This is a genomic window from Rhodococcus sp. NPDC006774, assembly GCF_040636045.1.
In the GTDB taxonomy this organism is placed as follows: Bacteria; Actinomycetota; Actinomycetes; order Mycobacteriales; family Mycobacteriaceae; genus Rhodococcoides.
Genome location: NZ_JBEYIW010000017.1, coordinates 1 through 11881 on the forward strand (window position 1 = coordinate 1; position 11881 = coordinate 11881).

At 65.6% G+C, this 11881-nt stretch carries 9 protein-coding genes; 4 read left to right on the forward strand and 5 right to left on the reverse strand.

Annotation, left to right across the window (positions count from 1 at the left end; translation table 11 throughout):
* The coding region (locus ABZ677_RS21245) for an IS3 family transposase (RefSeq protein WP_358372928.1) at positions 1-430 on the forward strand (430 nt) is incomplete at its 5' end.
* A gap of 80 nt (positions 431-510) precedes the next feature.
* Here the strand turns inward: ABZ677_RS21245 and ABZ677_RS21250 are convergent.
* From ABZ677_RS21250 to ABZ677_RS21260, 3 genes are all read right to left on the reverse strand, one after another.
* On the reverse strand, positions 511-3723 hold the full coding sequence (locus tag ABZ677_RS21250; RefSeq protein ID WP_179274825.1) for an arabinosyltransferase domain-containing protein: 3213 nt from the start codon (positions 3721-3723) through the stop codon (positions 511-513).
* A gap of 180 nt (positions 3724-3903) precedes the next feature.
* Entirely contained in the window at positions 3904-7074 is a 3171-nt protein-coding gene (locus ABZ677_RS21255; RefSeq protein WP_358372931.1) for an arabinosyltransferase domain-containing protein, read from the reverse strand.
* A 10-nt stretch (positions 7075-7084) separates the two neighbouring features.
* The gene (locus ABZ677_RS21260) at positions 7085-8854 is read right to left on the reverse strand and encodes a glycosyl transferase (protein ID WP_358372934.1); all 1770 of its coding nucleotides are present in this window, start codon (positions 8852-8854) and stop codon (positions 7085-7087) included.
* Positions 8855-9144: 290 nt separating this feature from the next.
* Between ABZ677_RS21260 and ABZ677_RS21265 the strand changes: the two genes are divergently transcribed.
* A complete protein-coding gene (locus ABZ677_RS21265; protein WP_358372937.1) occupies positions 9145-9489 on the forward strand; it encodes a nuclear transport factor 2 family protein in 345 nt (114 codons plus the stop codon).
* Positions 9486-10325: an SDR family NAD(P)-dependent oxidoreductase gene (locus tag ABZ677_RS21270; protein WP_358372941.1), complete on the forward strand. Its 840-nt coding sequence runs from the start codon at positions 9486-9488 to the stop codon at positions 10323-10325. The genes ABZ677_RS21265 and ABZ677_RS21270 overlap by 4 nt, the downstream gene beginning before the upstream one ends.
* Before the next feature lie 189 nt (positions 10326-10514).
* On the opposite strand, the gene ABZ677_RS21275 is transcribed toward ABZ677_RS21270, so the two are convergent.
* The gene (locus ABZ677_RS21275) at positions 10515-10844 is read right to left on the reverse strand and encodes a hypothetical protein (RefSeq protein WP_358372946.1); all 330 of its coding nucleotides are present in this window, start codon (positions 10842-10844) and stop codon (positions 10515-10517) included.
* Between the two features lie 246 nt (positions 10845-11090).
* Between ABZ677_RS21275 and ABZ677_RS21280 the strand changes: the two genes are divergently transcribed.
* Positions 11091-11312: a hypothetical protein gene (locus tag ABZ677_RS21280; protein WP_358372949.1), complete on the forward strand. Its 222-nt coding sequence runs from the start codon at positions 11091-11093 to the stop codon at positions 11310-11312.
* Between the two features lie 126 nt (positions 11313-11438).
* Here the strand turns inward: ABZ677_RS21280 and ABZ677_RS21285 are convergent, their stop codons facing one another.
* The gene (locus ABZ677_RS21285) at positions 11439-11636 is read right to left on the reverse strand and encodes a hypothetical protein (protein ID WP_358372952.1); all 198 of its coding nucleotides are present in this window, start codon (positions 11634-11636) and stop codon (positions 11439-11441) included.
* Positions 11637-11881 lie beyond the last annotated feature (245 nt).

Sequence of the window (11881 nt, forward strand, 5' to 3'; positions counted from 1 at the left end):
GTATCTGTCGCCGGTGATGGACTTGTTCGATCGCCAGATCATCTCGTATTCGATCGGTCGGTCTCCGACGACGGAGTTCACCAACCGTTCCCTGCGGGCAGCATTGGACACCCTCGGTGAACAGGAGTGTCCAATTGTGCACTCGGATCAGGGATTTCACTATCAGCACTTCTCGTGGCGTCGGTTGCTGGCCGATGCGGGAGCGATCCAGTCGATGTCCCGCAAAGCGAACTGCTACGACAATGCGATCATCGAAAACTTCTTCGGTCACCTCAAAGAGGAGATGTTCCATCACGTCCGATACCTGAACCTCGACGCCTTGCACACCGCGATCGAGGACTACATCGGCTGGTTCAACAATGACCGCATCTCGCTACGTCTCGACGGCCTGAGCCCGGTGCGATACCGAGCCCAGGCCCCCGCGGCCTAGGATTTCAATTAACGGTCCAACCTACGGGGTCCAGTGCAGTGCGAGGGTCCATTGACGCGGAGCGGGGGGCGGGCGGGCGGTCAGTCCTCGAAGACTCGCAGTTCTCCGTCTTTGTACCAACCCGATCGGGTGACGTCGGCGGTGTCGAGTTCAGCGGGCACGGCGCTCGGGTAGTACTGCTCGTAGCGCTCCAACGATCCCCAGTCCCTGGCCCAGTCGTTCTCCAAGTAGGTGGGGACGGTGACGGGCTTGGCGAGCAGTTCGGACCAGCCCAGGGGGCCGCCGTTCTCGCCGGATTGCCAGGTGTCGGTGGAGCTGACGGCGAGTGGGCGGTCGGGGAGGATGCGGTATCCGGGTACCTCGGCCACGCCGTATCGGTGGTCGAAGGGGCGCTGGCACGGGAACTGCAGTCCGACGGCCCAGTCGAGCAGCACCGGCTGTTCGCTGCCGATCATGGTGTTGAGGTTTTCCATCACGGGCACTCGCGGTGGTGTGAACGCGAGCCATTGGTCGCCGGTGAGGTTGGGGTCGTTGGCGACGATGCGGACGGCGTCGGCGTCGGGTGCGATGTCTGCCAACGGGATTCGGAGGTTGCGCCACGAGGGTGCGGGTCCGATGTCGCGCGGCAGGTAGGTGCCCTGGGCCTGGACGCTACCGTCGGGCTGGCGCTTGCCGTATTCGAGCAGCAGCGACTGTCCGTAGGTGAGGGCTCCGGTGTCGTCGTAGGACCAGATACGTCCGGCTGCGGAGAAGACGACCAGCGGTGCATCGTCGCTGCGGGCGGGTAGTTGGTACCAGCTCGAGGTGGCCGACGCGGGCTCCTGGACGCCTTCCTGGTACGAGCCGAGGACGGGGGTGGTGGCCGGGTCGAGTCCGAAGGGGAGGGCGGCGGAGGAGCCGTTGACGCCCACTTCGCCGGTGCCTCCTGCGGTACCCGAACTCTGGCCTTCCTCGAAGGCGGGTCCGACGGACTGCTGGTCGGTATTGCCCTGTCCTGGTTTGACTTCCACGGCGTCGGCGCTGAGATCGCTGGGGACGCCGTTGGCGGTGAAGTTGCGCAGTGTGCTGCTCGATCCGCCGAGGGGTCCTGCGACGGGGTCGAATTCCTCCGGCAGCGGGCTCAGTACACCTGCGTTGGGGTTCGATTCGACGAGGACGTCGTTGGCGAGTCCGCACGAATTGCCCAGAACCGATTGCACATTCGAGCGCGCCAACGAGTAGGCGGGATACTGCGAGACGGCTCCCTTGACGAGCGAGAGCACCTCGAAGAGCACCATGATTCCGGCGATGACGGTCAGCGGTGCGGCGGCGAACTTACGGATGCGCTTGCCGCGCGCAGACGTCGGTTTCGGTTGTGGGGGAGCGTATCCCTCGCGTAGGTACTGGAATGCGGCGACGGCGAGGACCAGTCCGAAGAGGATGAGGAACAGGGTTCCCGATTCGTTGCCGCTCAGCGATACCGTCTTGTCGAACCACGGCACGCCGTAGCTCGAAACGTACCAGTAGCCGTTGATGCCCGAGAACGACAGTGCGAGAACGAACATCAGTCCGGCGGTGAACAGCGATCGGTTGCGTCGCGAGCGCAGGGCGCTGGCCGAGACGGCGACGGCGGTCAGTGCGGCGAGTCCACCGGCGATTCCCGCGTAGGAACCGAAGTGGTGAGTCCACTTGGTGGGGTTGAACATCATGAAGAAGATGGTGCCGAGCACGACGCCGAGGAGCCGCCAGGCCGGCCCGTTCGCGATGCCGGGGATGCGTCGGCGACGCAGCAGCACGAACAGAGTGGTGAACAGGCACAGGATCATCGTCAGGAACGCGAAGCGGCGTGCGACGGAGCCGTCGACGGTCTGGACGAAGAGGTAGTAGTAGCGCAGGAAGTCCTGGTACCAGGCCTCGTTGGGGCCGATGATGGTGCGGACTCGGGTGGACTCGATGACCGTCGCGTACGTCTGGTCGGCAAACACGACCACGAGAACCAGTACGCCTGCCGCGGCCAACGGTGCCAGCATCGCGAGGGTGCCGACCTGGCGGTGGCGTCGGACGACGATGCGCGCGATGGGCCGGGCTCCGGCGAGAAGTGCTGCCACACACATCAATCCGGTCGGCGCTGCGGCCAGGGTGAAGGCTCCGATGAGACATGCGGCGGCTGCGGGGAGCAGACGTCCGGTGGCGATGGATCGTTCCACCGAGCACCAGGTGAGGAGCGCGCCGAGGGCGACGATCGGCTCGGGACGCAGTCCGTTGTTGTACGGCAGCCAGAACGCGAGGAACACCAGTCCGCCGGTCCACAGAGCGACGTTGGATTTGCGCACTGCGCGGCCGAGGCGTGGCACCACCTCACGGCTGATCACCATCCAGCACAGGACGCCTGCGATGAGGGCGGGTAGACGCATCCACGGGCTGGCGGTCGAGATCTTGGCGAAGACGGCGAGTACGTCGTAGTACCAGCCGAACGGGGCCTCGGGTACGCCGAACCAGCGGAAGTAGTTGGCCATGTAGCCGGAGTGATCGGCGGCGCGGGCCATCGTGAGCAGGTAGCCGTCGTCCGAGGTGTTGGCACCGACGAAGTGCCACCCCACCAGAACACCGAGGACGGTGACGTCGACGCCGGTGAACTTCCACCAGTGGGAGGGGAAGAAGCGGCGGTGCGCGCGGCCGTCGGTGCCGTCGAGCCGACCGAGTGCGCCGATGGCCAGCAAGGTGCAGGCGATCGCGAGGATCATGATCAGCGACTTGAGTAACGTCGGCGACGACGAGAACCGCGAGTCGACGTCGACGGTGACGGACATGTCGGCCGGGGCCGCGCCGCTGAGATCGCTGAAGATGCCGACGACCTGGGGGCGCAGATCGCCGTCGAGCCGGCCTTGCAGAGGCTGGCCGTCATCATCGGTCAGTCCGGTGAAGGCCGCGGAGGTGTACTGGTCGTTCGAGGTGATCTCGATGGCCGCGCAGCGGGTGCTCTCGACGTCGGCGCGAGGTGCCGTCGCGACGACCACGTTGCGGTCCAGAACGTCGACGTTCGTTTCGCCGACGCGCACGAACAGACTGTTCAGTGCCGCGCCTTCGCCCTGCGGGGGCGCAGTCGCCAGCAACAGCCCGCCCGACGCGGGAAGTGCTGCGACGGCAGAGCACGGGAGGGTCGCAGTGAGGCTCAGGGGTGCCTGGGACACCAGCGGGGCGTCCACGTCCTGCAGGAGGCCGTTCTGCGGCCATTCGATGGTGGCCGTGGTCTGAGTGACGGGTGCGAACGGAGTGATCAGCGCGAACAGCACACCGAGCACGCCGGCCACCATGGCGATCAGCCGGGGAACTCGTACCTGAGCACGAAGTTCGTCCGAGGCTCGCAGTGGAGCGGGAACGGGTGGACCAGCTGATGAATCTGTCACGACGTCGGGCACGAGAGTCGATGTTATGCGAGCGTGACGAAGAGGTCACACAGGCACCGTCCCCGGAATAGTTCCAGAACCAGGGGATCAGTCTGTTTTCATCGGTCCGTCGCTGGCCAATCCGGACCGAGACCGCTGCTCGACGGCGATCTCGGCCGTCGCCGCGTCGGGATCGAGTGGCATGTATCTCTCGATCGATCCCCAGTCTCGGGCGTAGTCGTCGGCGAGGTACGACGGCAACGTCTGCGCACCGAGTAGCAGTTCGGTCCAGCCCAGCGGGCCACCGCCGATCGAGTCCTGCCAGGCATTGGTGGACTCGGCACCGGTGCGGTCGGGCAGAATCCGGTACTCCGGCACCTCGGCGACGCCGTCCCGGTGATCGAACGGGCGCTGGCACGGGAACGCCAGCCCGACGGCCCAGTCCAGCAACACCGGATCGGTCGATCCGACCAACGAGTTGAGAGTCTGCGTCTTCGGGACGCGCGGTGGGGTGACGGCGAGCCATTGATCGCCGGCCAGGTCGTTGTCCTCGGCGACGATGCGCACGACGTCCGCGTCGGCAGGCAGCTCGTTCATCGGCACGCGCAGGTTGCGCCACGACGGCGACGGACCGATGTCGAGCGGGGTGATCCGCCCCAGCGCGAGCACGTCACCGCCGTCGCGGCGACCGTATTCGAGTTCGACGCGTTGGCCTTCGGTGACGATTCCGTCCTTGTCCACCGATCGGATGCGGCCGGCGGCGGCGATGGTGATGAGGTCGCCCTCTCCAGGCAGTGAGTACCAACCCGAGGTCAGGGACGCAGGCTCGGTGGCCCCGAAGCTGCCGAGTACCGGTGTGGTGCTCGGATCGAGTCCGAACGGCAGAGCGACGGTGCTGCCGTTGACTCCGACGTTCTCGTTGGTCCCACCGGAGGTGCCCGCGGAGTTCGACGAGGTGGCGGCCGCGCTCTGTTCGGAGTCCTCGGGGCGGATGGAGTTCGCGCTGCCCTGCGCGGTGTCCTCGGAGTCGGCCGTCAGGTCTTGTGCGACGCCGTCGGGGGTGAATCCGGTGCTGCCACCCGCTCCGAGTGCGTCCACGCCGGGTTCGATCGGTTGCAGGACCGAGCCGTTGACGTCGGTCTCCACCTGTACGTCGCCGGCGAGTCCGCACGAGTTTCCGGCGAGGGCAGAGAAGTTCGAGCGGGCGATGGAGTACGCCGGGTATTGCGCCACAGCACCTTTGACGAAGGAGAGCACCTCGAAGGCGACAACGCCGCCGGCGACGATGGTCAGCGCGGACGGCGCGAATCTACGACGCGTGGTGGGTTCTTTTCTGCGATAAGGCAATCGGACGTGTTGGTAGGCGGCGTAGAGCAATGTCAGAACCGTCAGTCCGAGCAGGATCGTCGAAAAGCCCTTGCCGGCAATGGACGGCGGCTTGTCGAACCACGGAATCCCGTAGCTCGAGACGTACCACCAGCCGTTGGAGCTGGTGAACGCCACCGCCGTCAGGAACAGCACGGCGGCGGTGAACAGTGTTCTGTTGCGCGGAGATCGGACGGTCGCAGCGGTGACGGCAACGGCAGCCAGCGCGGCCAACGATGCCGCGAGACCGGCGTACACGCCGAAGTGGTGGGTCCACTTGGTGGGGGTGAACATCATCAAAGCCAGTGCGCCCAGGATGATTCCGAGGATCCGACGCGATGGCCCGGTGGCCGTGCCGGGGATGCGTCCGTTCTTGCGGAGCATCACCGCGATGCACACGACGATGCACAGCAGCATCGCGAACATGCCGAATCGTCGGGCGAGCGAGCCGTCGGGCGAGATGGTCATCAGCGCGTCCCAGCGGACGCGTTCTTCGAACCACGGCACGTTCGGTCCGATGGCCGAGCGCACCCGGGTGGCTTCGAGAACGGTGCTCAGAGTCTGGTCGGCGAAGATCGCGATCAACACCGCCAGTCCCGACGCGACCAGCGGCGCGAGAACGGCGAGCAGTCCCACCTGGCGAGCCCGCTTGACGACGATCATCACCAGCGGGCGCAGCCCGGCGAGCAGGGCGGCGACGGCGATCAGTCCGGTGGGTCCGGCGGCGAGGGAGAATGCGGCGATCAGGGTGCCGATGGCGGCGGGCAGTAGTCGTCCGGTGGCGATTGCGCGTTCGATCGAGCACCACGTGAGCAGTGCGCCGAGGGCGATGATCGGTTCGGGGCGCAGTCCGTTGTCGTAGGGCAGCCAGAAGGCGAGGAACACGAATCCGGCGGTCCACAGTGCGACACGGTTGGTGAGGACCGCGCGACCGAGGCGGGGGATCACCTCGCGGCTGATGACCAGCCAGCACAGGAGCGCCGCGATGGTGGCGGGCAGGCGCATCCAGATGCTGGCGGTGCTGACCTTGGCGAGGGCGGCGAGCATGTCGTAGTACGGCATGCCGAACGGTGCCTCGGGGACGCCGAACCAGCGGAAGTAGTTGGCCATGTACCCGGCGTTCTCGGAGACCCGGGCCATGTTGAGCAGGTAGCCGTCGTCGGAGGTGTTCGCGCCGATGAAGTGCCACAGCACCAGCACGCCGACCACGACGGCGTCGACGCCGGTGATGGACTTCCAGCGCGAGGGGAGGAATCGGCGGTGGCGTCGACCATCCATGCTGTCGAGGCGATGCAGCGCGAACAGGGAGGCGATCACGGCGAGTGCGCCGACGATCATGGCCAGCAACTTGAACGTGGTGGGGCTCGAGGAGTAGCGCGAGTCGATGTCGGCACGCACGTTCAGGCCGTCGACGGGTGCGGTGAGGTCGGTGTAGATGCCGACGACCTGCGGCCGGATGTCTCCGTCCACGGTGTTCGCCTCGCCGTCGAGGTCGACGACCGTGCTGGTGGCGTTCGAGGAGACCGTCAGTGCGCAGTCTTCGGACAGCTCGGACACGGGAGCCTCGGCGAGGACGCGATCACGCAGCAGCACCTGCAGTCGGCCGTCGTCGACCCGCACGATCAGTGCCTTCTGCTCGGTTTTCGCAGCCGCGATGGGTGCGGTGGAGACCAGAGTGCCGCCGTCGGTGAGAGCAGTGGCTGCGCTGCACGGAACGGTTGCCTCGAGGTCGACGGGCGAGTAACTCACCAGCGGGGCGTTGACGCTGCCGAACGAGCTCTGCGGCCACGACAGCGTCGCGACGTCCTGCTGGACCGGAAGCAGGGGCGTGGCGATGGCCAGGACGGCACCGATGATGCCGGTGACGATCGCTATCAGCCGGGCGGTCGCGATGTTCGGAGCGGTCTCGGGCACGCCGACGATGCTATGGGACGAGCGTCCGCACGTCCCACACCCACACGCCCCCGGTGTACCGAGGCTCGACGCCGACGAGGTCGGTGACGGTGGTGCGCAGGGCGAGGGTGTTCTTGCCCGGCGGAAGGACGACGACGTCGGCCTCCCAGAACGCCATGTCCTCGGCGGCCTGGCTGCGCTGATCGTCGGTGATCTCGGGGACGGTGCCCGAGTCGTAGACCGAGCCGAGCAGCAATGCCGTCGGACGGTCGACGGCTCCGTACTTGGCGACCTTCTCTTCTTTGTCGCTCGGTCCCACGAAGTATCCGGCGGCCAGCTTGAAGCCCATGTCGGCGTCCATCTGCCAGCGCAGCGGGCGCGCGTCCTCGGGCCGTGGGAGGGGAACGGTGACGACGGAACCGTCGTCGACGTAGTTCTCCCACTCACCGTCGGCGAAGAATTCCGGGGTCGGGGACTTGTCGACGGTCACCAGCGGCGTGGGGATCAGCGGTACGAGAGCGAGGGCGAGGCCGGCGATCCAGAACGCAGGCAATGGGCGAAGTCCGTTGCGGAATGTGCGATCGGTGGCCAGGACGAGCAGCAGTGCCAGGGCAGGCACCGCGCCCAATGCGAAGCGGGTCTCGAGCACGGATTCGACGAGGGGATACTCGGCGAGCTTCGTCCACGGCAGCGTGATGCCGGTGTCGTCCTTGCCGATCACCAGCGTCGCACCGAGCGAGAGCACGCTCATGACGATGGCGGTCGCGGCGGCGGCGCGGGCGCAGGCGACGCGCCACATCCACACCGCTGCCACGAGGCACAGCACCAGCAGCGGCCAGCCGAAGTACGCGTTCTCCTCGGTGGCGTTGATGCGGACGTTCTGCCCCGGCGTCGCCTCGCCGCCGAGGGATTGCGTCGGGAATTGGAACAGTGCTTTGGCGTCGTTGCCCATCGCGCCGTGTTCGAGGAACGAGTACGACTGCGGGCCGAAGAACTGCCACCACAGCGGAAACGCCACGAGCGTCAACGCGATACCGGCGGACACCGCGAGTCGGGGAACGGCGTTGCGGACGGCAGGCCACAGTGACCGCGGCCGGGACACGTAGTAGACAACGGCGAAGATGGCGAACGACATCGCGAAGATCAGCAGCGGCTCTTCGCCGAGCAGGATCTGCAGCGCGACGATCAACCCGAGTCCGATGGTGTTCTTCTTGGTCCCGCCGCCACGTGCGATGCGGGTGACCAGCATGGCGATGACCGGAAGCAGGAACAGCACCACGAAGTTGGGGTGGCCGTTGGCGTGGGAAATCACGCCGGGCGCGAAGCCGCACAACGCGCCGCCCATTGCAGCGGCACCCTTGGACGCATTGAGCTGGCGGGAGAACAGCCAGAACCACGCGAACGCGGTGCCGGCCAGGCCTGCGGTGAGGGCAATCGCCCAGGTCACGGTGGGTCCGAAGAGCAATGTGATCGGCGCAAGCGGAATGGAGATCCCGAACATTGCCGTGTTCGCCATCAGATTCACCCCGAGCGGGTAATTCTGCAGGTCACTCCACAGCGGGTTGTCCAGATGCGCGACAGAATGGGCGGCGACGGAGAAGAACCACTCCCACATCGTCTGGTCCTGGCCGCTGTTGTAGAGGTAGCCGCCGTTCGGATTGCGCCACTGACCCTGCAGGACGTACACGGCGGCGATCAGAAATCCGACGGCCGCCACGACGTCGCCACGCCCGACACCGGAGTGTCGAGCCGGTGCCGTAAGCGGCTGCCGCTCGAGAACTCTCTGGTCGTGGGTGGTCATCGCGTCGAGGTTACAGAAAGATCACGATGGGCGAAAACTCGAACGACCTGGGTCACACCGGCCGGCGCGGTACGTCAGGCCGCTTTTCTCGTCACATCGAAGCGATCGGTCTGCGGCGTGGCTCGACGGGGCGGGCGTGCATCGGACGATTCCGTACCCAGCTGTGTCTTCTGGGAGTCAGGCCGACGGGTGAGGTGGTGCTGAAAATGGGCCGGCAGATTTCGGTGCCGAGGGGCTCGATGTCGGCCGAGTGTTGACACTCCCCTTGGGGGAAGGATCACGGTGGGGTCATGACCACAGAATGGGATGGACTCCCGGACACCGTGAAGAAGTTCATGACCGCACTCGATGCCCGACAGGGCGCTCGAGCGCTCACCGTATTCACCGCGGATGCCGTGGTGACCGATGAGGGCCACGACCACTCGGGCCGTGCCGAGATCGAGGCCTGGCTGGCCGCCTCGGTCAGTGAGAGCGAGTACACCTACACAACAGAGTTCACCGGAGCGACCACGACCGGCACGACCGTCGACGTCGAGCAGCACCTGGAAGGCGACTTCCCCGGGGGAATCGCCGACCTGCACTACCGATTCACGCTGGACGGCGCGCTGATCGACCGGTTGGTGATCGAGCCATGAGCAAGCGATGGTTCATCACCGGTGGCACACCTGGCGGCTTCGGCATGGCGTACGCCGAGGTGGCGCTGGAGGCGGGGGACCGCGTGGTACTCACGGCTCGGCGTCCGGGGGAATTGGCGTCGTGGGCCGATCAGTACGGTGATCGCGTTCTCGTCGTGCCCATGGATGTCACCGACGCGGCGCAGGTACTGCAGGCGGTACGAACAGCCGAGGAGCACTTCGGCGGTATCGACGTACTGGTCAACAACGCCGGCCGCGGCTGGTACGGATCGATCGAGGGAATGAACGAGACCTCGATACGGGCGATGTTCGAGCTGAATTTCTTTGCCGTACTGACCGTCACGCGCGCAGTGCTGCCGGGTATGCGCGCCCGCGGAAGCGGGTGGATCGTCAACGTGTCCTCGGTGGCCGGGCTTCTGGCGGCGGTCGGATTCGGTTACTACAGCGCCACGAAATACGCGATCGAGGCCGTCACCGACGCTCTGCGCCAAGAGGTTGCCGAGCACGGCATCTCCGTGTTGGCGGTCGAACCGGGGGCTTTCCGCACGAACGCTTACGCCGGGTTCGCCGACGAGACCGTCTCGGAGAGGATTCCGGAATACCACGTCATGCTGAAAGAGGTCCGTGCCGCTTTCATCGACATGAACGGGGTGCAACCGGGCGATCCGCATCGCGGTGCCCGTGCGGTGGTCGCAGCGATGGCCCAGGACCCGCCGCCGCGTCGGCTGATCCTGGGCAACAGTGGATACGACGCCGTGATCGATGCGCTGGAGCAGAACCTGGGCGGCATTCGGTCGAACGAAACGCTGTCTCGTAGCGCGGATTTCCCCGCCTGACCCGCCGAAACAACAATTCGACACAGACCCATCCGGTGCACTGGCCGACCGGTCGCACGGTGGCGACGGCCAGGTCGTCCTCAACGACCTGACCGTCATCACTCCGATCGCACCTATCGCTACACGTCGACCGAGCTGACGAACGTGCCGGTCCTCAGCACATCGACGTTCGAATGCACACTCCACCGTTTAGCCGTCAGATTTCACCAGCCCTTCGACTGTCTCAGCTGCTGGACTTGTTACCTGGACCAGCACGTTGCCCGTCGCTGGGTCGGTCAGCGCAGTGGTGCACACTCCGCGGGTAGGTGATGTCCAGATGGTCAACGCGGATTCGTTTGCGCCGTCCTCTGCCCTGAACTCGTCGGAGTAAATCGGGACTGTGTCAGCTGACGCAATCGCGGGAGCCTTTGCCACCGACAGCTCCTCGGTGTCGCGGGAACCGAACGTGGCGCGGACCGTAGCTGCGCCGTCGTCGCCGCAATCCACGGTGGCGACCATGACGGCGTCTGGCCCGCCCACAGTCGGCACTGCTGTGTCGTCGACTGTGCAACCAGCGACGGGCAGTGCGACAGTGATGAAGGCGGCAAGACCCCATCGCAAGTCGCCGTTCTTCTCGATCCGGACGTCGTTGATCGCCTACTCCTTCGCCTAGTTCATGCCCTGAATGGGGTACATGTCTGGTTCTGGCATATTTCGTACCACATGGTGTGGTTCGATTGCGTTCAGCGATCCTCGGTCCTAGGCACCGAATTGGAGAACACCACCGTGAGCGATCAGAACAACCACCGCGGCGACCAGACAGTCGGTGCCCAAATGGGCGACGATAACGACCCAGCCTTGGAAGATCCGGTCATCGATGGCGATGCCCCGCAATCCATCCGTGACTGGGTCCGAGATTCTCGGCCCGGCTCAAACACCGTCGATGACGGTTTCCTGGCAACCGACCTCGAAGACGAAGCTGTTCCGGGCGAGGGCTGGACTTCCTAGGCGGCGCGGGATTCGCTGCGCTGCAATAACCCACAACAAGGACGGCTGCGATCACTCGCCCATATCGTCGTACCTGCACGGCGGCATACTCCCCGGAGGAAGCTGAGGACGGGCCGGGACGCGGGCTTAGAACTCTCCGAGGCGGTCTTGTGTTCGGGCGGTGCGGTGCGACCGTGCGGGCCACACGCGATTGGACCACAAGGCGTAGCTGCCACCACCGACCGCGATCACACCGACCAACAGCCCGGCCACCGCACCGCAGAACGCTGGAAAAAGCAGTAGCGCGAGCCAGGACATGGACCGCTCGAGAGCCCAAGGAATCATGACTCCAACACCTGTGCACGCACCGGTAACAGCGGCGACCCTCAGTTCTTTCTCGACCCAGTCCACGGTTCCACTAGAACGACGGCAATGCGCTGTTGTTCTCAGCACCATGCGGTTCTGGCTGGGACCGTCAGCGGCTCAGGAAACCGTCGGAAGGTCCCATGCTCGTCATCAAATGAGGAACATTGGCCCTGTGGATACCGACAGAAGTTGAAGTGCTGCAACAACATGCAGAACTTCTATGG